Source organism: Desulfotomaculum defluvii, from assembly GCF_054657375.1.
Genome location: NZ_BAAHYV010000007.1, coordinates 163,327 through 189,439 on the forward strand (window position 1 = coordinate 163,327; position 26,113 = coordinate 189,439).

The window sequence follows — 26,113 nt, forward strand, 5'->3', positions numbered from 1 at the left end:
GAAAAAAACTATAGAAGCCCAGTGGTGTAAAGAACATCCCTGAGATAATTAGATTGAAGAGGATGGAGGAAAAGCAATGATTGCCAAGGACCCTTATAAAAATTACCAGCAAAATGCCATCATGAGTGCCGGTCCTGAGGAGCTAACCACAATGCTTTATAACAGACTGGTGAAAGACCTAAAACTGGCCCAGGGACATATAACCAATAAAGAAATACAGTTAGCCCATAATTGCATTACCCATGCCCAAGATATCTTGAATCATCTTTTAAACACCCTTGACACCAGCGTAGAGGTGGGAAAAAACCTGGAACAAATGTATGATTATATGAACCGCAGACTGGTGGAAGGAAACCTAAAAAAAGATAACCTAATCCTGCAGGAAGTTACCGGTTTTGCCGAAGAAATTAGAGATACCTGGGTGCAGGCCGTTAAACAAGTAAAAACAGGTGTTTCCCTTGGGTAAAGAGACTCTGGAGATGCTCTACCAATGTAAAAAAAATGCAGTAATAGAGTTGTTAAAGCTTACCACTGAAATGTCAAAGACTATCGGTACTGAGCAAGTGCATGAAAATGAGTTAATAGACTTTTTGGCCAAGCGTCAGGAACTGATGAGTCAAGTAGATGAGCTTGATAAACAAATTGCTCTATTTGATACTTCTCAAACCAAACAGATTCAGGACATAAAGGTGGAGATTAAAGATCTAATCAAAGAGATAATTGATCTTGATGCCCAATATAAAGAAGATTTATCAAAGGCGCAGGTCTTTGTGAAAGGGAAAATAAAAGATGTAACCAAACGTAAGCAAGTCAAACAAGCATATTACCCCAGACAAAACCAAAACAATGGCTACTTTATTGATAATAAAAAATAGAATTATGAAGGGTGGAGAAAAATGATTGAAGGTTTGGGCGGGGTGCCAGGTATAGCAGTTGATTATTCACAACAATCTTCTTTAAGAGAACAGGACCCTTTAAAGAAGACTGATAAAACTGAGGGTGTAACTAACAGCTTAGATAATCCTGCAGAGAAGGAAAACATCGCAAGTAAATTTAACAAAGGTCAAGCTGAACAGGCCATAGATAAACTGAACAAAACAATGGAAACCTACAATACTGAACTCCGCTTTAAATTACATGAGAAGAGCGGGGAATATATTGTAAAAATAATTAACCCCAAGGATGATACCGTTATTCGGGAAATACCCCCGGAAAGGGTCTTAAATATGGTAGCCTATTTTAGAGAAATACTCGGTATCGTTGTTGATAAATTTGCCTAGTCATAACCAGTCACTTTGACTGGTTTTTTATTTTTCTTAGTTGTTTATTTTATAACAAACGACGTATAATAAAATTTGCTAAAACTATGCAAAGGGGTCAGAGAATGGAAAAGGGACTAAAAATAGTAAAAGAGTTTGAAGAGGCCTTTGCCCAAATTATAGGGGCGAAATATGCAGTGGCAGTTGCCAATAGTACTGCAGCCCTACATGCGGCACTCTATGCTGCTGGAGTTAGCCATAAGGATGAGGTTATTCTATCTCCCAATGCCCATCCCGAAGTGGCCCATGCCATTCGCTATTTAGACGCTGTTCCTATCTACACCGATGTCAATCCCCAAACAGGGTTGCTGGATCCCGAAGCAGTTCGTTGGCGTATTTCCTCTAACACCAAAGTAATCATTGCTACCCACTATGCGGGACAACCCTGTGCTATGGATGAACTGAAAAGTGTCATCAAGGACAAAGAAATTGTCATCATAGAGGATGCTAGCCAAGCTCTGGGTGCAACCTATCGTGGCAAGAAAATTGGAACAGTCAGTGATTTAACGGTGTTTGACTTTTCCCATAGCCAGGGAATTTATACCGAACTGGGAGGTATGGTGACAACAAATTCCCAGGAGTACTATCGATGGCTTACCTTATTTCGTGACACCGGTTTGATGTTTAACCCAGAGGATTTGATAAAAAATGAAGGACCTTGGTACTATGAAGCCCAGGAAATTGGCTTTAATTATCGGATGACCAGCATGCAGGCCGCCATGGGTTTAAAGCAGCTTCAGAACTTAGCAAAACTGCAAGACCAACGAAGGGAGACTGCGGAGAGGTACTTTGCTTGTCTGGCAAAGGTCCCAGATTTGGAATTGCCCAACAAGACCGAACAGTGTGATGCAGCTTGGTATTCTTTCCCTGTCCTCTTAAAGGGAGAAAAACTTATCGCCAGACGACGGCAAATTGTAGAAAGGTTAATTAATCAGGGTATTCCAGCCTGTGTTTACTATTACCCTATTTATTTACATCCCATATACCTATGGCAGGGGCACCCGGATGTTTGTACCATTGAGGGTCCCCTTTGTCCTAAGGCAGAAGATTTTTACAGTCGAGTTATAAACTTACCTGTTTTATCGGAATTTGACGAAGAAAGCATTAATAAAATTGTTGAAATAATTAACAGTTTATAGGAAAATAATGAAATAATTAGACTCTAGTCCTATGAATTTTTGGACTAGAGTCATAGTAAATATCATGGACAAGGTACCTAGTTGTCAAATACAATGATGCAATGGAATGTTTCGATAACATAAATCAAGAAGTAACAAAATATATTTTGAATTTGAAAGCTGACAAAAAAATACGTCGGTACGTTGGTACGGACGTTTTTTATGGTTGATTTGATAAAATAAATTAAAAAAACATTACAAAAACTCATGAAAAAAAGGTATTTGTTGTAAATTGTAGAACCTTTACTTAAGGTTACATAATTTACTAAATTTAGTAAATCCGCAAATTTGTAGCCTTCTAATTATATTATCGTAACTTAAATTAATATCTTTAACACAACTTTTTAACTTTTAATAAATAAGGGATGATTTAATGAATATGTTTGATACTCCAATATTTAATCTACTGCAAACCGGGTTGGATGCAACTGCCCTGCGCCAGAGGGTCATTGCCAATAATGTTGCCAATATTAATACTCCTGGTTTTAAAAAATCCTATGTCAGTTTTGAGGATCAGCTTAAGATAGCCATGGGAAAAAGCAGCGACTCGCTTAAGGGGACACATCCCTGGCATATTGGTGTTACTGGACCAGAAATAAAGCCAGAGGTAAAGCAGGTGAGCGAAACAACCATGCGTTTTGATGGTAATAATGTGGACATTGATGAGGAAATGGTCAATCTGGCTGCCACCACCATCCAATATGACGTCATTTCCCAGGGAATCATTGATCACTTTAATATACTGGGTAATGTTATTGGAGGTAGGAGGTAGGAACTATGGGCTTATTTGATACCTTTAGCATCAGTGCATCGGGGATGACTTCTGAGCGACTGAGGCTGGATTTGATTTCTAATAATATTGCCAATATGAATACGGCCAGCCGACCCAACGACCCAAACGGTATGGTTTACCGCCGAAAGGTTCCTTTATTTGCTGAACAACTAAGGCAAACCTTGCAGGTTAATGGGCTAGAACCCAAGGGCGCAGGGGTCAAGGTGCAAGCTATTGTTGAGGATGTTGCTCCACCGCGAATTGTCAATGATCCTAGTCACCCGCTGGCAGATGAACAGGGCAATGTAGCTTATCCTAATATTAACGTTGTTAATGAAATGGTTGATATGATAACAGCCAGTCGAACCTATGAAGCAAACGTCACTGCTTTAAATGCTGCCAAAAGCATGGCACTCAAGGCATTGGAAATTTCCCGAGGTTAAGAGGGGGACTAAGACATGAATATTCTACCTGTACCTATGCTTTTGCCAGTGTCTGAAACAGTCTCTAATAATAAATACGCAGGGGACACCGGTTTTGGGGAGGTACTTAACAAAGCCATCGAAAAACTAAATAATAGTCAAATCAAGGCCGATGCTGTAATGCAAAACTTCATGGTGGGAGAAGTTCAGGATATCCACCAAGTAACTGTGGCAATGCAGGAAGCAAAGCTGACCATGCAGCTCGCAGTCGAGGTAAGAAATAAGTTAGTGGAAGCCTATCAAGAAATATCTAGAATACAATTGTAATTTCTTTTGAGGTGGTTTTGTTGAACTTTAAGGACCTGCTAGATAAACTCAAACAGCATTGGCAGGAAACAAGTCAAAACAGAAAAGTATTGATCATCCTGGTCAGTGCAGTAATCCTAGCGGGTTTGGTATATTTAATAACAACCTTGGCGCGGCCCAATTATGCACTTTTACTAGGTGATCTGGAAGCAAAAGATGCTGGAAATATAGTTGCCCAACTGGAAAGCGAAAAGATTCCGTACCAGTTAACTAATCAAGGTACAACCATCCTAGTTCCCCAGGAACAAGTGGATGAAATAAGGGTGAAGTTGGCCAGTGATGGTGTCCTAACGGGTGTGGGAAATGGCTTTGAATTGTTTGACGAGAGCAAATTTGGGGAAACAGACTTTGAACAGCAGATATCATACCAAAGGGCTTTACAAGAAGAATTAAGGCGCACCATTACTAAGGTAGAGGGTGTTGAACAGGCCCGGGTTCATCTGGTGCTACCGCAAAAAAGTGTTTTTATTGACGATGAGGGAACAGCTTCGGCTTCGGTGGTAATTAAATTAAAGCCAGGTGCAAAATTGAAACCCGAACAGGTGAAGGGGCTAAATGATTTAATTATCGGCAGTGTAGAAGGTCTGCAAGCGGAAAATGTACATATTATTGATACTGAGGGGAATGTATTAAACGAATTTATCAAAGATGCTTCTGATTTGGCAGGTACTGGTTATTCTGGGACAATGCTAGAAAGGCAGCAGCAGATCCGCCGGGCCTATGAAAAGGAACTGGAAAATCGGGTACAAAATATGCTGGCGAAGGTATTAGGACCGAACAAGGCAGTGGCTATGGTTACTGCTGAAATGGACTTTAACCAACAACAAACCAATACCACCGAGGTTCTTCCTGGACCTGTTGTTAGTGAACGAAGCACCAATGAGGAAGGTACCGGCAGCAGTACAGGTGGTGTCCCCGGTTCAACAACGCAAATGCCCGGGCAGAGTATTCCTGGAGAGAATGCCACTGGCCAGGACAGCTATACCAAAACCGATGACATAAAAAATTACCAGCATGGGTCCAGAACACAATCGGTGGTTCATTCCCCGGGTAAGGTGATTAGGCTTTCCACCGCAGTGGTACTGGATGAGACAGTAACCAATTTGGATCAAGAAAAGGTTCAACAACTTGTCACTGCAGCCATCGGTTTTGACCAACAACGTGGAGATCAAATTACGGTTTCTGCCATGACCTTTGACCGCAGTCAGTATGAAATGGCCGAGGAACTGCCTGATAATGCCCAACAGGAAAAAGAACTTTTATATATGACCATTGCAGCGGCTGCGGGCGGCCTGCTGATCTTACTGCTTCTGATTGCCTATTGGTTGCGCCGCCGTCGCAGAAAGAAAGCTCTAGCAGAAGTACCAATAATAGAAACTCCTCCTGTGATGCCAGTTGAGGAGATAATACCAGAGGAAGAGGATGAAACCAAGTGGGAACTTCCGCCGCCGAAGGATAAACAAAAACAGTTAAAGGAACTGGCCCAGGAAAGACCCAGTGACATTGCCGCTGTGCTGAAAGTATGGCTTAGGGAATAGGTGATGAAAAGTCATGAGTCAATATGAAAAACTATCTGGGGAACAAAAGGCTGCAATCTTACTTATTTCCCTGGGGGCAGACATCTCTTCTAAAATACTAAAACATGAATTTCCCGAGGATGAAGTTGAGAAAATAACCGCGGCCATTGCGGAGATGGATCGAGTTCCCAATGAAATTCAAAAACAAGTGGTGGAGGAGTTTATTCAGTTAATTCAAGCCCGGGATTACTTGCTTAATGGTGGTGTAGACTATGCCAAGGAACTTCTCGAAAAGACCTATGGCTATGATAAGGGAGCAGAAATACTGGAAAGAATTAGTTCCACCATGCAATCGGTTCCCTTTGGTTCCTTAAGAAAAACAGACCCCAGGCATATTTTAGGCTTTCTGCGGGAGGAACATCCACAAACCATTGCCTTTGTACTCTCCTATTTAAAACCGGATCAGGCAGCGGTTATTTTAGCAGAACTAGATTCTCAGTTGCAAAGTGAAGTGGCCCGCAGAGTAGCTATTTTGGATAGAATATCTCCGGATGTGGCCAAAGAGGTAGAGAAGGTTCTAGAAAAGAAACTTGCTGCTGTGGCTCAACATGAAGAGACAGTTGTGGGTGGTGTTCAGTGTCTGGTGAATATCTTAAACCGGGTAGACCGGGCCACGGAGAAAACCATTTTTGAAGATTTGGAACAGGCTGATCCGAACCTCAGTGAAGAGGTGCGCCGCTTGATGTTTATCTTTGAAGATATTGTTAAACTACACGATATCTCTATTCAAAAGGTATTGCGTGAAGTGGATAATAAAGACCTTGCCTTGGCCATGAAGGGCTCTAATCAAGAAGTCAACAACCGTATTTACAAAAACATGTCTAAACGTGCATCAGAAATGCTTAAGGAAGAAATTGATTATATGGGTCCAGTCCGTTTGAAAGATGTGGAAGAGGCCCAGCAGCGTATCGTAAATGTAATTCGACGTTTGGAAGAAGCAGGCGAGATCGTGATTTCCCGGGGTGGGGAGGATGCTATCCTTGTTTAAAGTTATTAAAGGAGCAGCCATAGAAGAGCAAGGTCAATTACTGCCACTTAAGGTATTTGCCCCACCACCACCTTCTGATGATACAAATCAGGTATCTTCGGAAGAACTTCTTGCCATTGCCAGAAAAGAGGCAGAAGAAATTATAGCCCGAGCAAAGCAAGAAGCAGATCAATTACTACGGCAGACCCGGGCAGAAGCAGAGTCTATGGCCCAACAATTAAAGGAGCAGGCCAAACAAACTGGTCGTCAGGAAGGGATCACAGCCTCCCAGACAGAGGCCGCAAAGATCCGTCAGCAGGCCAGTGATGTTTTACGTCAGTCCCGGGAGGTATACAATCAAACCCTCGACAGGATGGAAACAGAAATCATCGACCTTGCAGTGGATATGGCAGAACGGGTGGTTATGACTCAATTGGCGGTGGAACCCCACACCATTATGGAAATTGCCAGGGAATGCATGAATCTTGTTAAAAATCGACCTCTTGTTAATGTTTACGTAAACCAGGCAGATTTTCAGATGGTCCAAGAGGAAAAAAATGAACTTTTACAGGGATTGCCAGGCCAAGTGGCAATGAATATTTTGGCCGATAATGCCATAACTCCCGGAGGGTGCAGAATTGAGACTGACCAAGGCCAGGTGGACGCCACTTTGGAAACTCGCTGGCAGGAAGTGCTCAAGGCACTGTACGGGAAAGAGGAGTGAAGGGATGACGTGTAATGTAAGCATTAACCTAAATCCCTACAAAGAAAGAATAAATCGAGTCCGGGTTATTAAGCCCATTGGCAAGGTAACTAGGGTCGTTGGTCTAATGATCGAAGTGCAGGGGATTTGTGCCCGGATAGGTGAAGTTTGCGACATTGTAGTTGAGGGCGAAGCTGAGCCTGTAAGATCAGAGGTGGTGGGCTTTCGGGATCAATTTTCCCTGCTCATGCCTCTAGGAGAATTAAGGGGTATCTACCCCGGCTGTGCTGTGATACCCAGTGGACGAAATCTAACCATTAAGGTGGGGCAACACCTACAGGGGAAGGTGCTGGATGGTCTGGGTCGACCCATTGCAGACGCAATAGGCTCGGCCCGGGGAGAAGAGTTCTCTGTGGATAACAAGCCACCCAATCCACTAACAAGAAAACGTATAGATACAGTCCTACCTACCGGTGTCCGGGCCGTTGATGCCTTGCTCACCTGTGGTAAGGGCCAGCGTATTGGTATCTTTGCCGGCAGTGGGGTGGGAAAAAGCACCCTACTGGGGATGATTGCACGACATGGCAGTGCAGATGTCAACGTCATTGCCCTAATTGGTGAGCGGGGCCGTGAAGTTTTGGAATTTCTGGAGGAAGACTTGGGGCCTGAGGGTATGGTTAGATCCATCATTGTGGCTGCCACCTCCGATCAGCCAGCCCTAGTTAGACTAAAAGGAGCCTTTGTGGCCACTGCCATCGCTGAATATTTTCGGGATCAAGGTCTAGACGTAATGTTAATGATGGATTCTGTAACTCGTTTTGCCATGGCCCAGCGGGAAGTGGGACTAGCAGTGGGTGAACCGCCAGCCACCAAGGGCTATACCCCATCGGTTTTTGCCTTGCTGCCCAAACTACTGGAACGTTCCGGCATGGGTCAACGTGGGTCCATCACAGCCTTTTACACAGTGTTGGTAGATGGCGATGACTTAAACGAGCCCATAGCTGATGCTGTGCGGGGGATTTTGGATGGCCACATTGTTTTAACCAGGAAACTGGCTTCAGCCAACCATTACCCGGCCATCGACGTATTGCAAAGCGTCAGCCGGTTAATGCCGGATATTGCTTCAGAGGAACATAAAGCCCAGGCTGGAATGCTCAAGGATTTGCTGGCCACCTACCGGGAGGCGGAGGATTTGATCAATATTGGGGCTTATGTAAAGGGTTCAAATCCGAAAATCGATCATTCCTTGGCGAAATATGATGAAATCATAAACTTCTTAAAACAACCCCCGTCTGATTACAGTAGCTATGAAGAAACCCTAAATGCACTAACCTTTTTGATCGGAGGAAGGTAAGTTGAAGAAATTTCAATTTAAGCTAGAACAATTACTTCAACAGCGGATTAAAAAGGAAGAACAGGCCCTGCTGGAACAGTCTAAGGCCCAACAAGAATGTGATGTTTACCAAAGGCAATTGGATGGTACCAAGCAGAGGTATGAAGATGTTTTACAATTCTCCGAGACTGCTTTAAGGCCTGACGAAACTGTGAGAACTCTCATGTATAGGGATCAGCTTCAGATCCTTATGGACCGTCAGAAAAGACAACTGCAAAGGGCCCAGGATATTCTTACTGTTAAACAAAGGGAAACGATGAAGGCCTGTCAGGAACGTATGATTTTGGAAAAACTTAAAGAAAAAAAGTTGATCCAGTACAATGAACTGCTGGCAGCCCTTGAACAGAAAGAGATTGATGAAATGGCTACTCTGGGATTTGGTAGAGACGCATTTTAATATAAACCAACCGAAATTGGAAAGTTGGTTTGTTCAAAGTTGATCCTTCATCCTTTGCTATCGCTTAGGATGACATGGACTTATGGCTAACAGCTAAAAGCTAAATGAAAGGAGGTGAAAAAAGTAGAGCAACTCGGTAAAATCACACAGAATCAATTACCTATGGGGGGCAATGCCACTAAGGGCAAAACGGCTGGACCTAACTCTGCAAACCCCTTTGAAATGGTACTGAATCTATTGGCTTCTCAGACCGAGCTGGAGACACTTCAGACTGTAGGAAAGGAAGCTCCTTCTAAAGCTTTTACAGAGGTTTTAACTGGAAAGAAGGATGATGGACTAGATTCTAATGGGTTAGCACCCAGAGAACCCGATCAACAGGATTCCTCTGATGAAAAACAGGATGTTTTGCCAAACCAGCTTGAATCCTATACGGCTTTGGAAAATCTTTTGTATCTTAACAACCTTCCACCTACAGGAATGCCGGTGCCAAAAAAATTTAAGCTAATAGCAGGCGAACTGCCAGAACTAACAACAAAACCGGTAGCAATGCCAAGGACAGTTACTAATGCAGAAAACAATCCCGATCTACCGCCTATGAATGGGACTGAGCCTGAGTTACCGGAACAACCAAATAATAACCAAGCGCAGGTAAAAGCTAGCCTGACAAATGAGGCAAGACCGGTGGAGCCAGTATTGACACAACCAGAAACTTCAGAAACAATCAAATCTGTTCAGCAGGAACCAGAACAGTCGGGGCCGCAGAGGGGCCATATGCAAGACCTAGGGCCGTTGTCAAAAAGCTCAGGGGTGATAGCAGACCCCCTGCCAGAACCAGTGGTGCAAGGTATACCGATAAAGTCAGCACAGATTCCGTTACAAATGGCAAGAGAGATTACACAACCTAGCCCAATGGAGCAAAGGATGCCGGAAAGGATAGAACAGGTTCCACAACAAGGGGAAAGAGTGTTGGCACAACCAAAAGTTCTGGAAACAACCCCACCTGTTCAGCAGAAGGTAGACCAGACGGTACAACACAGGGGTCATGGTCAAGACCTAGATATGGCAGTGCCCGTAAAACCTGAGGTATTAGCAGAAACCATGCCAAACGAGACAAAACCAGTGGTGCAAGGTATACCGATAAAGTCAGCACAGATTCCGTTACAAATGGCAAAAGAGATTACACAACCTAGCCCAATGGAGCAAAGAATACCGGAAAGGATAGAACAGGTTCCACAACAAGGGGAAAGAGTGTTGGCACAACCAGAAGTTCTGGAAACAACCCCACCTGTTCAGCAGAAGGTAGACCAGACGGTACAACACAGGGGCAATGGTCAAGACCTAGGTATGTCGATGCCTGTAAAATCTGAGGTATTAGCAGAAACCCTGCCTGAATCAACAACAAAGCCGATACCAACAACAAAACCAGCGGTAATACCCATGCCAAGCCCGGTTACTAAGGCAGAAACCAATTCCGGCCCATTATCTGCCAATGAAATTGAGCTTGAGTTGCCGGAACAGCCCACTAATAACCAAATACAGGTAAAAGCTAGTCTGCTAAATGAGACAAAAACAGTGGTGCAAGGTATATCCGTAAAGGGAGAACAAGTCGTAACACAGATGGAAAGACTGCTAACACAACATGGTCCAATGGAACAAAGGATACCGGTAAAGGTAGCACAATTTCCACCACAGGTGGAAGGAGTGTTGACACAACCAGAAGTTCTGGAAACAACCCTACCTGTTCAGCAGATATCGGGATCACATCAACCTGCTGACAGAAGAAGCTTAGATAATGTTATTTCAGGTGAAGTGAAAGTCATGCAGCAGGAAATTGTAGGGGAACCTGAGAAAGACGCATCCCCCCTGGCAAAGGCAAAGACTTCCAATAACCCAAGCTTCCAACAAGGGCAGGGTTCAGAACAAGAAAATCCTTTTCGGGACAACAAACAGCATACTCGGGCAAAAATGCAAAACAGGGTTAACACCATAGACCAGACTAAAGTTTCTTCATCAGACCTAACCCATGATAACCAGCCCATAAAAATGAGGGAGCAATCACCACAACAACAAGATAGCCAGTTGCCAATTCGCTCCGAAATTGGTCAACTAACTGTTAAAGCACCTGAGCATAACAACATCCCAACACCTTTTCGTGACGTTCCGATGTCTCAGGTTCCGGCAAGGTTAGCAGAAATGGTACAGACGATGATGCTGCGGCAAAATCCTGGCAGCACAACCATCAAAATGAAGCTGCAACCGGAGCAACTGGGTGAGGTTACGGTAACCCTAACCTGGTCCAAGGGAGAGCTATCAGCTCATTTCGTAACAGCTTCAGGTTATGCCAAGGACGCCTTAGAGGCTTCTTTCCCCCAATTGAGGGAACTGCTAGCTCAACAAAATATTCGTTTAAATGAAGCAGCAGTATTTATGAATCAGCAAAGTGGCCTAGGACAGCAGCAATCCGGGCAAGGACAACAGTGGCAGACCAGAAACCAGAACAAGTTAAAGGGTGGCTACCCGAGGAGTTATGAACGGGGAGATATTCCAGCTACTTCAAGTGAAATCAGTAATAACAGTGGAGTAAACATCACTGTCTAAAGGAGGTGTAGTATGGAAGTCAGCCAGGCAGGAAGTAACAGCTACTACCTATCGGATCAAAAACAACGGGAACCATCAAAAACACTGGACAAAGATGCTTTTCTCCAGATAATGATTGCTCAGCTAAGAAATCAGGATCCCACCAGTCCGATGGATAGTACACAGTTTATCAATCAAATGGCCATGTTCACCACTTTGGAGCAAATGACGAACTTGAACAGCAATATGGAAAAACTTTATCATCTTCAGGAATTAAACCATGCTTCCTCGTTAATAGGCAAGCAAGTGAACTTAATTGATGGTGAAGAACAGCTTGTAGGTGAAGTTGAAAGGGTGACTATGGGGCAAAATAGTGTAAATATCTGGGTTTCAGGCCAACCCTATAGCCTAGATCAGGTTATGGCAGTGGAGAGGGGGGGAACCAATGAACCTGAAGAATTACCCGAAGTACCAAACGATGTCTCCGAGCAGCCAACCGGTGATGCCTCAGAAGCTGAACCCAGCCCAGACGAAGAAAACAGCACAGACGAACCAAGCGAACCAGTGGAATAATGTTACCTTTGATGATCTCCTGCATCGGGAGTTAGTAAAGCAGCAGGAGGTTAAATTATCGGCCCATGCTGAGAAAAGGCTAAAGGAAAGAAATATTTCACTGTCACATGAGGATTACCTAAAGATTAACAACGCAGTTCAGCAGGCAGCAGCCAAGGGTTCCAGAGATAGTCTTATTCTTTACCGGGATATGGCCTTGGTTACCAGCATAACCAACCGAACTGTTGTTACTGCTGTTGATGGGAAAAACATGCAAGATCATGTGTTTACTAATATTGATAGCGCGGTAATCATTAAATAGCAGCTGGCCCGCAAGGAAGCTGCCTTCACCCACCGACCGACTGAGGTGGGTATAATAAAGGAGGATAATAGATGCTTCGTTCACTTTATTCAGGTATTTCGGGGATGAAAAACCACCAGACCCGTATGGATGTCGTAGGTAACAACATTGCTAACGTAAATACCACAGGTTACAAAGCGGGACGGGTAAATTTTCAGGATACCTTAAGCCAGACAACGAGCTTTGGAGGAGATGGAACAAACCCAGTGCAAGTTGGATTAGGATCCGCTGTATCATCTGTATCTAATAACTTTATTCAAGGTCCGACCCAAAACACTGGCAGGACTTTGGACTTGGCAATCCAGGGAAATGGTTTTTTTGTGGTGAAAGATAAAGCAAATAATGAGTTCTATAGCAGGGATGGCGTTCTTTTTATTGACGATAACGGTTATCTTGTAAATGGTGATGGTCTAAAGGTTCAGTCTAGTCAGGGTGATATAAGGGTATTTAATGGCCCGGTTTCTACGATCAGTATTGCTCCGAACGGTGCACTTACTGGAACCAATTCAGCCGGTGAACCCCTTCAGTTTTCCTCATCGGCACTTATAATTCCAGATGCTACAGAGATTGAAGAGGCGAGGTTAGTAGGGGGAGTAATAGGGGAAATTAAGCCTATCATTAAGGGAACTGGTTCTTTGCAGGGGGATCCGATAAGTGCTGTGGATAATTTGCTAGTTGAAGCCAAAATAACGGGCAATAACGATCCTAATAGTGTCGAACCACAACTTGCTACAGCTGAATTAACTGACATGTCTGACCCAACCATCTATGGGTTAACACTTGCTTATAGCGATGGGGTTACAGCTATACCAGCTTATACACTAAACACAAACTTAACAGATGTAAGGGGTTGGCCAGATTTGGTCACTCAATTGCAAGCAGCCATTGATGATCCTACTAGTCCTATCAAGGGTCTGGTTAAAGTTTCATATGATAATAGTCCTTATGGGGGGTTAAGCTTTGAAACAATTACCGACCCTGACAGTATGGTAGGTCCTGCTCCTGGTAGCCCTATTACACCAGAGATAACGCTTGGTGGCGCAGGGGTAGCAAAATATATGGGTTCAATTGCTGCTGCGGATTATACTAATATTAAAGGTACGGCAGTGGATCCTAAGGATTGGACTGATCCTGAAAGAATTTTTAATATTGATATAGGTAACGGTTGGCAGGAAATTACTTTGGCGAGTACTATTACAGATGTTGGTGGTAATAATTATTCTACTGGATTAGATAGAGTAACCAGTGGGGAAGATTTAGCAGACAAATTACAAAAAGTTTTTGATATTTTGGCGGGTGACAATACAGCTACTCCTGCAGTTGAGAAATCATCAATAATCTCTGTTACCTGGGATAATGACCATCTAGTATTTAGACCAAACCCTGCGGATTCCTCCAAAACAGTTATCTTGGGTGGTCAAGATGTAACAGAACTCTTAGGCAAAGCAAGCAATGCTACAGAAAATAGCATGAATTGGTCAACTAAAGATTTAACCATTTCCTACAATGGTGCTACCTATTCATTTACAGAATACGAAAAGAAAGCAGCCGGGCTGGATTGTGTGAGCGACGGAGATGCCCTTGCTGCCGCTGTTAAAAAATTAATTAATACTAAAATTGGATCTGAAAAGGTAGATGTAAAGTGGAGTACAGATCATTTAGAATTTAAAACAACGGGTACTACAGGAATTGGTGTTAAGCCAACTGTAACCGTTGGTGGAATAGATGCAGGATTTTTTGTGGGAAATAACCCGGAGGTAAAGGAAGGAAAAGCCAGTGAACAACCACCAGCACCTTCCCAAGAACCTTTCAACCAAATTCGTCTTGCTGCCTTTCAAAATCCTGAAGGACTAATTAAAGCAGGTGGCAATTTATTTCAAATATCTCCAGCATCTGGAAAAGTTACCTATGGGACCGGTAATACAGAGGGCTTTGGCGACATCAAATCCGGCTACCTTGAAATGTCCAACGTAGACCTGGCAGAAGAATTCACCAACATCATTACCACTCAACGGGGCTATCAGGCCAATGCCAGGGTCATTACAGTATCTGACAGCCTGCTGGAGGAACTAATTCAACTAAAACGGTAGTCTATTAGTAAGTATAGAATTATTGTGTAAAGGGTGAGAAGTTTGCCACCACAGGAAGCAGCACCGCAGGTGCCTAAAAAAAGTTTTTTTTCCATTAAAACCTTGCTTATTATTTTTATAATTATCCTTATAACGGGCATAGGTTTAGGTGGATATTTTTACCTGAATAGCACCGCCAGCCCCAAAGAAACTGGCCCGGATCCGGAGAAATTGATTACCTTTAATATGGGCAGTTTGCTGGTAAATCTTGCTGACCCTGGTGGTAACAATTTTATGAGACTCACTCCGGTACTGGAATACGAAACCAATAAAGAGAATAAGAAATTAGCTGAAGAACTTACGAAGAACAAAGTGGTTTTACAGGACTGTATCATCCGTGTTATTCGAAAAAAGAAATTGACCGATGTACAGCCCCCGGAAAGTATCGACAAAGTGGCTGAAGAGTTAAAGACGGAGATTAATAAAAATCTTCAAAAGGGAAAAATTCTTCGGGTTTACTTCTCTGAATATCTCACTCAGTAAGGGTGATGCATGATGATGACAGAAAAAGAAATAGAACTGTTTCTGGGTGAGTTGGATGGTGCAGAAACCAAGGAGGAAGCGGCCGTTAAAAAGGTTCGCTTCCCTCCTCTGGATTCTTTACGGCAGGAAAGAACCATCAAGACCAGTCTAAATCACATAGAAGACGTTAAAGTAACCATTAGCGCAGAACTGGGAGAGAGGTCTCTCAAATTCCGTGAGGTTTTAAGTCTGGATGTGGGAACAATACTGGATTTGGAGAAATCTGCCGGAGATGCTATCGGTATTTTTGTCAATGATAAGAAAGCTGCTCAGGGGGAAATAATTGTTGTCAATGATAAATTTGCCGTAAGAATAAACACCATAATCCCCCCAAAAAAACCCAGGCGAGAGAGTGAATAATGGACAACGAAACCATTTGGCTGTTTATAAAAGTTATGACACTACTGCCCTTAATACTTGTTTTGGCCTACTTATCCATTAAATATGGCTTGGCCCGTACAAGGGGTTTTGCCATGGGAACCAGGTATATGAGAAGAGTGGATCATTTACCCCTGGGGCCTAAGGCTGGCCTGGCCCTGGTGGAGGTAGGAGGCAGGTATTACCTAGTGGCTTTTCAGGAGAATCATATTTCTTTAATTAAGGAATTTGACTCATTGCCAGAACCGCTCAGCACATCTGTCTTAGCCACTGATTCAGTTGCCAATTTTAAAGATATTTTGTCACAGCAGATGAAACAAACACAGCAATACCTCACCGGTAGACGCCGGCAAGGAAAAGGCGGGAGTGGGTGTCAGGAAAGTGATCAACAGGATAAAAAGTAAAGCATGCATCTTCGTCATAATTATAACCTTGATACTGTTCCTACAACCCAATGGAGCAGCTGCTGAACCCCTGATTCCGATACCCAACATCAACTTAAATATAGAAACAGCCACTGAACCCCAGCAGGTGGTGGACAGTGTTAAGTTACTGATTTTTTTAACCCTGCTGTCAATGGTGCCGGCTTTTCTTATGATGTTAACCTCCTTCACTCGGATTATTGTGGTTCTTTCCTTTTTACGAAATGCACTGGGTACCCAGCAAACACCGCCCAATCAGGTATTAATTGGCTTGGCTTTGTTTTTAACAATTTTTATTATGCAGCCAGTTTATCAAGACATTAATAGGGAGGCTATTCAACCTTATTTAGCCAATCAACTAACTTATGAACAAGCCACAGATGAGGCGGCTAAACCCTTAAGGGATTTTATGGTCCGCCAGACCAGGGAAAAGGATTTAGGCTTATTTTTAAACATTGCCAAGCTGGACAAACCCCAAAACGCCGCTGAAGTACCTATGTCAGTTCTGGTACCAGCCTTTGTAATTAGTGAACTAAAAACAGCCTTTCAAATCGGTTTTATTCTCTTTGTGCCCTTTCTGGTCATTGATATGGTGGTGGCCAGTACCCTGATGTCCATGGGGATGTTTATGCTGCCGCCGGTAATGGTTTCACTGCCCTTTAAATTACTGCTTTTTGTCATGGTGGATGGTTGGTATTTGGTAGTAAAATCTTTAGTGGAAAGTTTTAGATAGGGGGGCTAGGCTATGACACAAACCTATGTATTGCACTTAGCCCGGGAAGCTTTAATGATGGTGGTAATTCTTTCCATTCCAACTCTGGGGGTAGCTATGCTGGTTGGTCTAATTATTGGTATTCTACAGGCCACCACCCAAATTCAAGAACAAACACTATCCTTTGTGCCGAAAATGGTGGCGGTTTTTGTGACCTTAATAGTTGCTGCTGGTTGGTTATTAAATATCGCCATCCGGTTTACCACAGGCTTATATGAACAAATTCCAAACCTTATCCGCTAGGGGTGCAGGAAGTGCTTAATCTTGTTTTAATAACAACATTTTTTTTGATTTTTATTCGCATGCTTTCTTTTGTTTTTTCTTGCCCCTTGTATGCTATCCCAGGTATTCCACCTTTGGTTAAAGCGGGCTTATCCTTTGTTTTGGCTGCCTTAGTAACTCCCATGGTGGAACCAGCAGCAACAAATTTTCCTGGTGGAATGTGGGGTTTTGCCCTGGTTGTTTTCAGTGAAGTTGGTGTAGGATTGGCCTTAGGTCTGGTATGTACCTTTGTTTTTAATGTGATTCGCATAGCAGGACAATTGTTGGATTTCCAAATCGGCTTTGCCATGTCTGCTGTGATGGACCCTTTGAGCGGTAGCATGAACACATTGATTTCCAGATTTCTTTTCCTTATGACTTTGTTATTGTATCTGAACCTTGACGGTCATCATGCCCTGATCTGGGCCCTAGTGAGAAGCTATGAACTTGTTCCCCTTACAGCAGCGGGTATCAATGGTGAAATAACCTTACTGATCATTCGTATTTTTACCGATACCTTTGCTCTGGCAGTACAAATTTGTGCTCCGGTTGTGGCTGTATTAGTTATTACCGACTTGGCCATGGGGCTAATTGGTAAAACGGCACCGCAGTTGAATATTTTTCAACTGGGTTTTCCTTTGAAAATAGCGGTGGGGGTTTCAACACTGGCTATTCTGTTGCCAGCCTTAACCTCCGTCTTTAAATACTTATTTGATACCCTGCATAGGGATTTATTACTTTTATTGAAGGGGTTGGCCTGATGCCAGAAGGTTCTCAGGAAAAAACAGAACAGGCGACGCCCCGACGGTTGCAGGAAGCCAGACGTAAAGGTCAGGTAGCCAAGAGTGCTGACCTCAACGGGGCACTATTACTTTTAATAACAGCTCTCTTTGCACTCCTTTTTAAGGATAATATCATTACCCGTATGCAGTCGTATTTTTATAGTTATTTTAATAACTTCATCAAAAACCCACAGCCGGATTATTATCTGGTACAGCTATTAATTGATTTTACGATTAATATATTTGCAGTTCTTACACCCTTTTTTATTCTTATGTTGTTGGTGGCATTAGGAGTAAATATTGCCCAAGTTGGCTTTATGTTAGCCCCTGAGGCCATCAAACCAAAGTTCGATAAATTAAACCCCATTAATGGCCTGAAAAATATGTTTAGTGGCAGGGCCATGTTTGAGTTGGTTAAATCCCTATTAAAAATTACCATTGTTGGTTGGGTCGTTTATGCAGCGATTAGGGGTGAAATGGCCAATTTGTTGGCAATTTTCCATTTACCCCCGCGGGCCCTGTTAAATCAGGTTTTAACCATTGCCTTGAAAGTGATTTTATGGGGTGCTGTGGTCTATCTGGGGATTGCTTTGCTAGATTTAATTTATCAGCGTTATGCTTTTCAAAAGCAGATGCGCATGTCTAAGCAGGAAGTTAAAGAGGAATATAAACAGACCGAAGGGGATCCGCAAATCAAGGGCTGGCTGCGGCGGAGACAGCGTCAACTATTAACCAATTTGGCCCGCAAAGAGGTGCCCCAGGCCACCGTGGTGGTGACTAACCCTACCCATTATGCAGTGGCATTAAAATATGAACAACCCATGGAGGCACCCCAGGTGGTGGCCAAGGGTATGGACCATATGGCCCGGCAAATTCGCGAAATTGCTAAAGAACATCAGGTACCTATTATCGAAAATGTTGAAGTGGCACGTTTTCTCTACGCCCATGTGGAGGTGGGTCAGGCCATTCCTGCAGAAATGTTTCAAGCTGTGGCTGAAATTTTAGCCATGGTTTACCGCATGAAAAACAAAGGTTTTAAATAAGTAGTATATTTTGGAGGTACAAAAATTCGTGGCAGCACAGACAATGATGGTTGGGAAAATAAAACAATATAATGATTTAATTATCGCTGCTTTAGTTATCGGCATTGTGCTGCTAATTATTATCCCTTTGCCACCGGGTATGCTGGACTTTTTCTTGATCTTAAGCATGTCTCTGGGCTTGGTAATTATGCTTATTACCATGTTTACCACTGAACCGCTGCAGTTTTCCATTTTCCCTTCGCTATTACTGGTAACCACATTATTCAGACTCTCCTTAAATATCTCCTCTACCCGCTTGATTTTGGGAGATGGGGCCGCAGGAAAGGTAATCGAAGCCTTTGGCCAATTTGTGGTGGGTGGTAATTATGTTGTGGGTGCAGTGGTTTTTATCATTATCACGATTATTCAGTTTGTAGTTATTACCAACGGTTCTGGCCGTGTGGCTGAAGTGGGTGCCCGTTTTACCTTGGATGCCATGCCAGGGAAGCAAATGAGTATTGATGCGGACCTTAACTCTGGTTTGATTACCGAAGATGAAGCAAGGGCTAAACGGATAAGGCTGCAGAAGGAAGCAGATTTCTTTGGTGCAATGGATGGTGCCAGTAAATTTGTGCGTGGTGATGCCATTGCCGGTATTGTTATTTTGTTAATTAACATTTTAGGTGGTTTTGTCATTGGGGTTGTACAGATGGATATGCCCATGACCGAGGCCCTAAGGAAATTTACCATTCTAACAATCGGTGATGGTTTGGTGGCCCAAATTCCCGCCCTATTGATTTCCACTGCTGCCGGTATTCTGGTGACTAGGGCCTCCTCCGATGGCTCCTTTGGTAGTGACATATCTAAACAATTTTTAAATTTCCCCAAGGTTTTGCTGTTGGCAGGGATGATTCTTGGTGTTATTGGTCTAATCCCAGCTATGCCCAACCTGTTGATTTTATCCATGGCCGGCGTCCTGCTTTTTTCAGCTAGAATCCTGACCCAAGAACGAAAGCAAAAGGAAATTGCAGAACAGCAGGCTGAGGTGGCACAAACTCAACAACAACAAAAACGAGAGCCTGAAAATGTTTTTAACTATTTTCAGGTGGATCCTCTGGAAATAGAAATTGGCTACAATTTAATTTCTCTAACTGACGAGTCCCAGGGTGGTGATTTGCTGCAAAGGTTAGCAGCGGTACGTCGCCAGTGTGCCTCAGACATGGGCATTTTGGTTCGACCCATCCGTATCCGGGACAATATGCAACTTCCTTACAATGCCTATGTCATAAAAATTAGGGGGGTCGAAGTGGCCAGTGGAGATCTAATGCCGGGTCATCATCTGGCCATGGATCCCATGGGGCAGGATTTGCAATTTAACGGTATTCCCACCACAGAACCTACCTTTAACTTACCAGCCTGGTGGGTTACTGGTGAGGATAGGGAATTCGTAGAACTTAACGGTTTTACTGTGGTGGATTGCTCCACCGTACTGGTAACTCACCTCACTGAGATTATTCGACTGTATGCCCATGAACTTATGGGTCGACAGGAAGTAAAGGAATTGGTTGAAGTGGTGAAGGAGAAGCACCCGGCGGTGGTAGAAGAATTATTACCGGACATGCTTTCCCTAGGTGAAATACAGAAGGTATTGCAAAATCTTTTGAAGGAAAGGGTGCCCATTAGGGATTTAGTAACAATATTAGAAGCCATGGCAGATGGAGTTAGAATTAATAAGGATCCAGATTATTTAACAGATAATGTCCGGCAAAGTCTATCCCGGAGCATTTGCCAACGGTATGTTGAAGAGCAAGGAAAACTAACTGTGGTGACACTACATCCCAGATTGGAGCAGAATATTCAGGAGGCTATTCAACAAACTCAATTTGGGGCCTATCCAGTGCTTGACCCACAAATAGTAAGGAAGCTGCTGGAAAAATTAAATACCGTGATAGAGGATGTCACCATGCGAGGTGCTAATCCAGTACTTCTTTGTTCACCACGGGTTCGGCTACCCTTTAGAAGATTAATTGAAAGATATTTACCAAATCTCGCGGTGCTGTCATTAAATGAAATACCGGCAAATGTAGAGGTAGAAGCCATTGGGACGGTGAGCATTGATTGAAAATAAAAAAATATACCGTCAAAGAAATGCGAGAAGCTATCCAATTGATTAAACAGGATTTGGGTCCCGAGGCGGTCATTGTTAGCAGCCAAAGGGTTAATGGCAAGGGTTGGTTGGGCTGGTTTAACAGATCCCTCGAGGTTACAGCAGTACTGGATGATGCCCCGATCCTACCAGCCCAAACCCTTAAAACCATAGAACCGTCAAAGGAAAAAGCCTTAGAAAAAAAACCACAGGATATAAAATATTTAAACCATCCCATATTAAGAAGTCAAAGTACGAAGGATCCGATAAATACTCAGATTGCCAAAATAACCATGCAAGAAACCAGTTTTCAGCCTTTGCTGGACGAAGCACTGTTGCAAATGGCCGAAGGGACAGTACCTGACCGAGTAAAGGTGAGCAAGCCAGTGGTAAACAGCAACAGTTATCAAAGGTGGCTGGAGCAACTGACAATTATGGACATTCAACCGGCAGTGGCCCAGACCCTCTTGGATGCTGCTCTACCTAAGATTAAAGATGATGAAGTAGATGATATGGTTGAACTCATATTAATGAACAAGACGGCAGAAATATTAAAGTCAGCTTATAGAGAGGAAAAGAATGCCCGCTTTATGACCTTTATTGGTCAACCAGGTGTAGGTAAAACCACAACGATCATGAAAATGACAACAAAATTAAAGGTTTTAGAGAAAAAAAATATAGCCCTTATTACAATTTATTCTTATCGCTTTGGTACCACAGACCAACTAAAAATATACGGTGAATCCTTGGATCTTCCCGTAGAAGTAGTAATGACGCCGGCCGAATTAAGTCAAGCCATTGAAAAGCACCAAGACAAAGAACATATTTTAATTGATACAGTAGGTAGGTCCTCCAATAACACCGGACAGATTTTGGAACTAAAGGGCTTTTTGGAGGTTGTTCCACCAGTACATGATATTTTTCTAGTATTGAATGCCAGTACAAAGGATCGTGATTTATTCCGTACCATCCAAGATTTTCGCATAGCGAACTTTAATAATTACATTTTTACCAAAATTGATGAAACGGCAACCTTAGGGTCCATGTTAAATGTTGTAACTCGCACAGGACTGCCTATTGCCTATTATACAGATGGACAGGGTATTCCGGACGACATCCAAAGGGCCTATCCGAAAAAATTAGCTAATATGTTGTTTAGGAGTGCCGAAGGTTATGAGGATTGTTAACAGTCACTCGGGGGCTAGGGTAATTGCAGTTACCAGTGGCAAAGGTGGTGTAGGTAAATCAAATTTGGTGGTTAATCTAGCCATAGAATTAACTCGCCGAGGCTACCGAGTGGCGATTTTTGATGCAGATTTAGGTATGGCCAATGTTGAGGTTTTACTGGGTATTGTGCCGGAATATACTCTTTATGATTATCTATTTAACGGTAAGGAAATAGAAGAAATCCTTACGGCTTCCCCCCAGGGACTTGCGGTGATTTCCGGTGGTTCTGGCTTTGTGGAATTGGCCAATCTGGATGTGGAAGCCAGAAAACGCTTGGGAATTGGTTTGGAGAAGCTGGATCAAAAATTTGACTTTGTTCTGGTTGATACCGGGGCAGGCATCTCAAAGACGGTTTTGGGTTTTGTGGCAGCGGCCAATGAAGTTATTGTGGTGCTTACACCGGAACCAACTTCTCTAACCGATGGTTATGGTCTGATTAAGGTTCTAAGTAAATATAATGTTCATCATGAGATTATGTTAGTTGTTAACAAGGCAACCAACGAGAGAGAAGCCCAACGAACCTTTCGATCTATGGAGTCTACCACTGATCAATTTTTACAGGTTCGCTTAAAAAATTTGGGTTTTATCTTAGAAGATAAAGCAGTGGTTAAGGGTGTAAAAGCTCAGAAACCCTATATCACAAATTCCCCCTCTGCACCTGCGGCTAAAAACTTATCGCAGATAGTCAATCGTTTAGTTTCGAGACCAGAGGAGCAGTCTTCGGGAGTACAGAGTTTCTTTGGGAAATTAATGCGTTTGTTTCGTTAGAGGAGCTGATGGTGTGACACAAGAAAAACTTAAGGTAGGTCAAAAGATTACCATATTTCCTATGGACACTAATGAACAATATTTTAGTTCAGTATATGACATGGATACTAGAGGTATATATGTACCTATTCCCTATGCCAATAGTCACCCGCTAATTTTAGCTCATGGACAGCAGGTTCGTGTGAAATATATGGGAGAAGGTAGTGCCTATTTGTTTATTACTGAGGCTATAGGTAGAAGAGCAGAACAAGATAAATTGCCCATGTATATTTTGAAACATCCGAAGGATTCTGAGATTACTAGGGTGCAGCTACGGGAGTTTGCCCGAGTACCAGTGATGTTCGATATTGAATATGCTGAGCAAGTGGCTGATAACGAGCAACCGAAGTATGAAAAAGTCCGTACAGTAGATCTCAGTGGTGGGGGCTTAAAGTTTGCGTCAAAGGAGTCTATTGATCGCGGTACCAGTTTACTTTTACGGTTTACTCTAAAAGTAAAGGCTAAAAAGAAACCCCAAGATTTTACACTGTCGGCTAGGGTGATGCGCTGTCAATTGGTTGATGAGGAAGCTAAAGTATACCATGTTAGTCTAAAGTTTACAGATATTAGATCCCAGCAGCAGGATATGATTATGGCCTTTGTCTTTGAGCGGATGATCCAAATAAAACACAGGCAGTAATTGGATGTGGAGAGCATGTCAATTAATATATTATGGGAAAAATACATAAATTTTCGCGATTTAGAAGCCAGGCAGAAATTAATCCTGCATCATTTGCCACTGGTTAAACAACTGGCAGGGAGAGTTGCCGTAAAACTACCTGCCTTTATTCCAAAAGAAGATTTGGAGGGCTATGGGGTTATTGGCTTAATGGAGGCCCTGGATAAATATGACCCAGACATGGGATATAGCTTTGATTCCTATGCCTATCATCGTATTCGAGGGGCCATGTTAGATGAAGTTAGGCGACAAAATTGGTTACCAAGAACAGCTTGGCAAAAGCTACAGTTATTAAGAAGCACCCGGGAACGCTTGGAAAGGGAAAAGGGTGCGGCAGTTACAGATGAACTGTTGGCCAAGGAACTGGGGATACCAAAGGAAGAAGTTCATCAATTAGTTTTTCAGGCTAATAAAATGTATTTACAGTCCTTGGATGAAGAGATCTACGGTCATGATGGTAGTCTAATAAGTAAACTGGAACTTCTGGAGGACACCAACAGCCAGGATCCGTTAGATTATGTGGAAGAAAAAGACATGAAAAGATTGCTGGCGGAGGCCGTGGATAAACTAGTTGACAGGGAAAAAATCATTTTATCCCTTTATTACAACGAAGGCTTAACCCTAAAGGAAATAGGACAAGTATTAGAAGTTTCTGAGTCTAGAGTATGTCAACTTCACTCACAGGTGATGAAAAAATTACGAGTAACCCTGGAAAATGTAATAAATATTTAGTTGGAGGGTATAGAATGCTGCGTGGCTTATATATCACCATGAATAGTCTGGATGTTCAACAGGCTAAGTTAAACAATGTTTCCAATAACCTGGCCAATCAATCCACAGCCGGGTACAAAAAGAATACCTTGGTAGACAGTCAATTTGCACAATCTCTGCAATTGGCCCTGGAAAATAAGGGTCCAGAAGCAAGGCGCCAACCCATCGGACAGGGTAACTTGGGTAACATGATTGCTCAGACCTATATCGACTACGTACAGGGTCCCTTGACCGAAACCGGCGGACCCACTGAGTTGGCCTTAGAAGGAAATGGTTTTTTTGTGGTGGAAAATGAAAACGGAGAACTGTTTTATACCCGAGATGGTTCCTTTCGGGTCAATGCTGAAGGTACTTTGGTTACCAGTGATGGTTATCTTGTTTTAGGAGAAGGGGGACCCATCACCCTGGAGGATACGGAACATCTAATCATAACGGGAGATGGCACTATCTTGGTGGGACAAGGTGAAGAAACGGAAGAACTAGATAAACTACAAATTGCTGAATTCGCTGACCCCAACCTATTACATAAAACTGATGGTAATTATTTTCAGGATCCAGAAGAAACGGCAGAATCGGCACTTGCCACAACAGTAGTACAGGGATGGTTGGAGAAGTCCAATGTGGATCCAGTACAAGAAATGATCAATATCATTCCTGTGGCACGGATATACGAATCAAGCCAAAAGCTGGTGCAGATTAATGACGAGCTTTTAGATAAAGCCATCAACCAAGTGGGTCGAGTGAAATAAAAGTAAGATATATGAAATTAATTTTTAATAAGTGGGTGGTTTAATTGTTAATAAAAACATTGGCCAGCGGAGCATCTGGTATGAGGGCCCACCAACTGAAGTTAGACACCATTGGTAATAATATTGCTAATATCAATACCACTTCCTTTAAGAAAAGCAAACCAAATTTTGGGGAAATTGTTCGCCAGGCCCTAGGTGAAGAGGGAATACCTGCTGCCGATAATCCCAGACCAGAGAGTGGTTCTGGTGTCAGAATCATTTCAATGGATCGAATTATTGATCAAGGTGATCTAATGAACACTGGTCGTGATTTAGATCTGGCCATTGCTGGTCAAGGTTTCTTTAAGGTAATCTCACCTAATGCTGATGACGATCAAGAATACTATACGCGGGATGGATCCTTGTCTATCAAGAACATTGATGATGAAACGGTACTGGTTAATTCCAGTGGTTATAAATTAGTTTGGGATGGCGAACTGGATCCCGAAACCTATGACTCCTATACCGTTGATGAAAAAGGAATAGTTTGGGGAAAAGAATCTGATGGCCAGTGGAGAGATGTTGGCAATATAGAGTTATTCACCTTCCCTGCACCATCTAATTTAGCCAGCAAAGGCAGCAACCTTTATTTAGCAACAGAGGCCAGCGGCGAGGAAACATCTGGGGTGCCCGGTGAAGATAACTTCGGTATCATTCGTTCTGGCTATCTGGAACGTTCAAATGTAGATTTGGCCTCAGAAATGATTGGTTTGATCGAAGCCCAAAGGGCTTACGCTGCTAACTCACGGACTATTCAGACCGCCGATGAAATGTGGGATAGGGCGAACAATCTTAGAAAATAAAATAAAGACCTAAGGGGGGT

Annotated in this window: 30 protein-coding genes; all 30 read left to right on the forward strand. The window is 43.0% G+C overall.

Features of this window, described 5'->3' with window-relative positions; all coding sequences use genetic code 11:
- Positions 1-76 precede the first annotated feature (76 nt).
- The 30 genes from fliS to ACYQ03_RS08025 all read left to right on the forward strand — a co-directional run bounded on the left by fliS (position 77) and on the right by ACYQ03_RS08025 (position 26,093).
- Entirely contained in the window at positions 77-466 is a 390-nt protein-coding gene (gene fliS / locus ACYQ03_RS07880; RefSeq protein ID WP_459909018.1) for a flagellar export chaperone FliS, read from the forward strand.
- Entirely contained in the window at positions 459-875 is a 417-nt protein-coding gene (locus ACYQ03_RS07885) for a flagellar protein FliT (protein ID WP_459909019.1), read from the forward strand. The genes fliS and ACYQ03_RS07885 overlap by 8 nt, the downstream gene beginning before the upstream one ends.
- A gap of 21 nt (positions 876-896) precedes the next feature.
- Positions 897-1,280 carry a flagellar protein FlaG gene (locus ACYQ03_RS07890; RefSeq protein WP_459909020.1) on the forward strand — a complete coding sequence of 128 codons (384 nt, stop codon included), beginning with the start codon at positions 897-899 and terminating at the stop codon, positions 1,278-1,280.
- A gap of 68 nt (positions 1,281-1,348) precedes the next feature.
- The gene (locus ACYQ03_RS07895; protein WP_459910777.1) at positions 1,349-2,458 is read left to right on the forward strand and encodes a DegT/DnrJ/EryC1/StrS family aminotransferase; all 1,110 of its coding nucleotides are present in this window, start codon (positions 1,349-1,351) and stop codon (positions 2,456-2,458) included.
- 412 nt (positions 2,459-2,870) lie between these two features.
- Positions 2,871-3,269: a flagellar basal body rod protein FlgB gene (gene flgB, locus ACYQ03_RS07900; RefSeq protein WP_459909021.1), complete on the forward strand. Its 399-nt coding sequence runs from the start codon at positions 2,871-2,873 to the stop codon at positions 3,267-3,269.
- Positions 3,270-3,274: 5 nt separating this feature from the next.
- Positions 3,275-3,712 (forward strand): flagellar basal body rod protein FlgC, encoded by a 438-nt coding sequence (flgC, locus tag ACYQ03_RS07905; RefSeq protein ID WP_459909023.1) that lies wholly within the window; start codon positions 3,275-3,277, stop codon positions 3,710-3,712.
- Between the two features lie 15 nt (positions 3,713-3,727).
- Positions 3,728-4,018 (forward strand): flagellar hook-basal body complex protein FliE, encoded by a 291-nt coding sequence (gene fliE / locus ACYQ03_RS07910; protein ID WP_459909024.1) that lies wholly within the window; start codon positions 3,728-3,730, stop codon positions 4,016-4,018.
- An 11-nt stretch (positions 4,019-4,029) separates the two neighbouring features.
- Entirely contained in the window at positions 4,030-5,595 is a 1,566-nt protein-coding gene (gene fliF, locus ACYQ03_RS07915) for a flagellar basal-body MS-ring/collar protein FliF (protein ID WP_459909025.1), read from the forward strand.
- A gap of 13 nt (positions 5,596-5,608) precedes the next feature.
- Positions 5,609-6,622 (forward strand): flagellar motor switch protein FliG, encoded by a 1,014-nt coding sequence (fliG, locus tag ACYQ03_RS07920; protein ID WP_459909027.1) that lies wholly within the window; start codon positions 5,609-5,611, stop codon positions 6,620-6,622.
- Positions 6,606-7,325, forward strand: a complete 720-nt coding sequence (locus ACYQ03_RS07925) for a FliH/SctL family protein (RefSeq protein ID WP_459909029.1) — start codon at positions 6,606-6,608, stop codon at positions 7,323-7,325. The genes fliG and ACYQ03_RS07925 overlap by 17 nt, the downstream gene beginning before the upstream one ends.
- 4 nt (positions 7,326-7,329) lie before the next feature.
- Positions 7,330-8,658 carry a flagellar protein export ATPase FliI gene (fliI, locus tag ACYQ03_RS07930; protein ID WP_459909030.1) on the forward strand — a complete coding sequence of 443 codons (1,329 nt, stop codon included), beginning with the start codon at positions 7,330-7,332 and terminating at the stop codon, positions 8,656-8,658.
- Position 8,659: 1 nt separating this feature from the next.
- Positions 8,660-9,094, forward strand: a complete 435-nt coding sequence (gene fliJ, locus ACYQ03_RS07935) for a flagellar export protein FliJ (RefSeq protein WP_459909032.1) — start codon at positions 8,660-8,662, stop codon at positions 9,092-9,094.
- Between the two features lie 114 nt (positions 9,095-9,208).
- A complete protein-coding gene (locus ACYQ03_RS07940; protein WP_459909034.1) occupies positions 9,209-11,692 on the forward strand; it encodes a flagellar hook-length control protein FliK in 2,484 nt (827 codons plus the stop codon).
- A gap of 12 nt (positions 11,693-11,704) precedes the next feature.
- Positions 11,705-12,244: a flagellar hook capping FlgD N-terminal domain-containing protein gene (locus ACYQ03_RS07945; RefSeq protein WP_459909035.1), complete on the forward strand. Its 540-nt coding sequence runs from the start codon at positions 11,705-11,707 to the stop codon at positions 12,242-12,244.
- The gene (locus tag ACYQ03_RS07950; protein ID WP_459909037.1) at positions 12,174-12,545 is read left to right on the forward strand and encodes a TIGR02530 family flagellar biosynthesis protein; all 372 of its coding nucleotides are present in this window, start codon (positions 12,174-12,176) and stop codon (positions 12,543-12,545) included. The genes ACYQ03_RS07945 and ACYQ03_RS07950 overlap by 71 nt, the downstream gene beginning before the upstream one ends.
- Before the next feature lie 71 nt (positions 12,546-12,616).
- Positions 12,617-14,674, forward strand: a complete 2,058-nt coding sequence (locus tag ACYQ03_RS07955; protein ID WP_459909039.1) for a flagellar hook-basal body complex protein — start codon at positions 12,617-12,619, stop codon at positions 14,672-14,674.
- Positions 14,675-14,716: 42 nt separating this feature from the next.
- On the forward strand, positions 14,717-15,196 hold the full coding sequence (locus ACYQ03_RS07960; protein ID WP_459909040.1) for a flagellar basal body-associated FliL family protein: 480 nt from the start codon (positions 14,717-14,719) through the stop codon (positions 15,194-15,196).
- Between the two features lie 12 nt (positions 15,197-15,208).
- Entirely contained in the window at positions 15,209-15,595 is a 387-nt protein-coding gene (locus ACYQ03_RS07965; protein WP_459909041.1) for a FliM/FliN family flagellar motor switch protein, read from the forward strand.
- Positions 15,595-16,017, forward strand: a complete 423-nt coding sequence (gene fliO, locus ACYQ03_RS07970; RefSeq protein ID WP_459909042.1) for a flagellar biosynthetic protein FliO — start codon at positions 15,595-15,597, stop codon at positions 16,015-16,017. The genes ACYQ03_RS07965 and fliO overlap by 1 nt, the downstream gene beginning before the upstream one ends.
- Entirely contained in the window at positions 15,995-16,768 is a 774-nt protein-coding gene (gene fliP, locus ACYQ03_RS07975) for a flagellar type III secretion system pore protein FliP (protein WP_459909044.1), read from the forward strand. The genes fliO and fliP overlap by 23 nt, the downstream gene beginning before the upstream one ends.
- Before the next feature lie 12 nt (positions 16,769-16,780).
- Positions 16,781-17,050, forward strand: a complete 270-nt coding sequence (fliQ, locus tag ACYQ03_RS07980; protein WP_459909045.1) for a flagellar biosynthesis protein FliQ — start codon at positions 16,781-16,783, stop codon at positions 17,048-17,050.
- A gap of 11 nt (positions 17,051-17,061) precedes the next feature.
- Positions 17,062-17,829: a flagellar biosynthetic protein FliR gene (gene fliR / locus ACYQ03_RS07985; RefSeq protein WP_459909047.1), complete on the forward strand. Its 768-nt coding sequence runs from the start codon at positions 17,062-17,064 to the stop codon at positions 17,827-17,829.
- Complete coding sequence (gene flhB / locus ACYQ03_RS07990; protein ID WP_459909049.1) at positions 17,829-18,893, forward strand: flagellar biosynthesis protein FlhB; 1,065 nt, start codon at positions 17,829-17,831, stop codon at positions 18,891-18,893. The genes fliR and flhB overlap by 1 nt, the downstream gene beginning before the upstream one ends.
- Before the next feature lie 43 nt (positions 18,894-18,936).
- On the forward strand, positions 18,937-20,994 hold the full coding sequence (gene flhA / locus ACYQ03_RS07995) for a flagellar biosynthesis protein FlhA (protein ID WP_459910778.1): 2,058 nt from the start codon (positions 18,937-18,939) through the stop codon (positions 20,992-20,994).
- The gene (gene flhF / locus ACYQ03_RS08000) at positions 20,991-22,205 is read left to right on the forward strand and encodes a flagellar biosynthesis GTPase FlhF (RefSeq protein ID WP_459909051.1); all 1,215 of its coding nucleotides are present in this window, start codon (positions 20,991-20,993) and stop codon (positions 22,203-22,205) included. The genes flhA and flhF overlap by 4 nt, the downstream gene beginning before the upstream one ends.
- A complete protein-coding gene (locus tag ACYQ03_RS08005) occupies positions 22,192-23,013 on the forward strand; it encodes a MinD/ParA family protein (protein WP_459909053.1) in 822 nt (273 codons plus the stop codon). Before flhF ends, ACYQ03_RS08005 begins: the two co-directional genes overlap by 14 nt.
- A gap of 13 nt (positions 23,014-23,026) precedes the next feature.
- Positions 23,027-23,692 carry a flagellar brake protein gene (locus tag ACYQ03_RS08010; RefSeq protein WP_459909054.1) on the forward strand — a complete coding sequence of 222 codons (666 nt, stop codon included), beginning with the start codon at positions 23,027-23,029 and terminating at the stop codon, positions 23,690-23,692.
- Positions 23,693-23,707: 15 nt separating this feature from the next.
- Positions 23,708-24,463 (forward strand): sigma-70 family RNA polymerase sigma factor, encoded by a 756-nt coding sequence (locus ACYQ03_RS08015; RefSeq protein WP_459909056.1) that lies wholly within the window; start codon positions 23,708-23,710, stop codon positions 24,461-24,463.
- A 14-nt stretch (positions 24,464-24,477) separates the two neighbouring features.
- Positions 24,478-25,251 carry a flagellar basal-body rod protein FlgF gene (gene flgF / locus ACYQ03_RS08020; protein WP_459909058.1) on the forward strand — a complete coding sequence of 258 codons (774 nt, stop codon included), beginning with the start codon at positions 24,478-24,480 and terminating at the stop codon, positions 25,249-25,251.
- Positions 25,252-25,295: 44 nt separating this feature from the next.
- Positions 25,296-26,093: a flagellar hook-basal body protein gene (locus ACYQ03_RS08025; protein WP_459909059.1), complete on the forward strand. Its 798-nt coding sequence runs from the start codon at positions 25,296-25,298 to the stop codon at positions 26,091-26,093.
- The last annotated feature ends 20 nt before the right edge of the window (positions 26,094-26,113 follow it).

Bases quoted from the DNA above. Each gene is read 5' to 3' on its own strand.
- fliS (WP_459909018.1), top strand. From the start codon at position 77: ATGATTGCCAAGGACCCTTATAAAAATTACCAGCAAAATGCCATCATG.
- ACYQ03_RS07890 (WP_459909020.1), top strand. From the start codon at position 897: ATGATTGAAGGTTTGGGCGGGGTGCCAGGTATAGCAGTTGATTATTCA.
- flgB (WP_459909021.1), top strand. From the start codon at position 2,871: ATGAATATGTTTGATACTCCAATATTTAATCTACTGCAAACCGGGTTG.
- flgC (WP_459909023.1), top strand. From the start codon at position 3,275: ATGGGCTTATTTGATACCTTTAGCATCAGTGCATCGGGGATGACTTCT.
- fliE (WP_459909024.1), top strand. From the start codon at position 3,728: ATGAATATTCTACCTGTACCTATGCTTTTGCCAGTGTCTGAAACAGTC.
- fliG (WP_459909027.1), top strand. From the start codon at position 5,609: ATGAGTCAATATGAAAAACTATCTGGGGAACAAAAGGCTGCAATCTTA.
- ACYQ03_RS07925 (WP_459909029.1), top strand. From the start codon at position 6,606: ATGCTATCCTTGTTTAAAGTTATTAAAGGAGCAGCCATAGAAGAGCAA.
- fliI (WP_459909030.1), top strand. From the start codon at position 7,330: ATGACGTGTAATGTAAGCATTAACCTAAATCCCTACAAAGAAAGAATA.
- ACYQ03_RS07945 (WP_459909035.1), top strand. From the start codon at position 11,705: ATGGAAGTCAGCCAGGCAGGAAGTAACAGCTACTACCTATCGGATCAA.
- ACYQ03_RS07950 (WP_459909037.1), top strand. From the start codon at position 12,174: ATGCCTCAGAAGCTGAACCCAGCCCAGACGAAGAAAACAGCACAGACG.
- ACYQ03_RS07955 (WP_459909039.1), top strand. From the start codon at position 12,617: ATGCTTCGTTCACTTTATTCAGGTATTTCGGGGATGAAAAACCACCAG.
- ACYQ03_RS07965 (WP_459909041.1), top strand. From the start codon at position 15,209: ATGATGACAGAAAAAGAAATAGAACTGTTTCTGGGTGAGTTGGATGGT.
- fliO (WP_459909042.1), top strand. From the start codon at position 15,595: ATGGACAACGAAACCATTTGGCTGTTTATAAAAGTTATGACACTACTG.
- fliQ (WP_459909045.1), top strand. From the start codon at position 16,781: ATGACACAAACCTATGTATTGCACTTAGCCCGGGAAGCTTTAATGATG.
- flhB (WP_459909049.1), top strand. From the start codon at position 17,829: ATGCCAGAAGGTTCTCAGGAAAAAACAGAACAGGCGACGCCCCGACGG.
- flhA (WP_459910778.1), top strand. From the start codon at position 18,937: ATGATGGTTGGGAAAATAAAACAATATAATGATTTAATTATCGCTGCT.
- ACYQ03_RS08005 (WP_459909053.1), top strand. From the start codon at position 22,192: ATGAGGATTGTTAACAGTCACTCGGGGGCTAGGGTAATTGCAGTTACC.
- ACYQ03_RS08015 (WP_459909056.1), top strand. From the start codon at position 23,708: ATGTCAATTAATATATTATGGGAAAAATACATAAATTTTCGCGATTTA.
- flgF (WP_459909058.1), top strand. From the start codon at position 24,478: ATGCTGCGTGGCTTATATATCACCATGAATAGTCTGGATGTTCAACAG.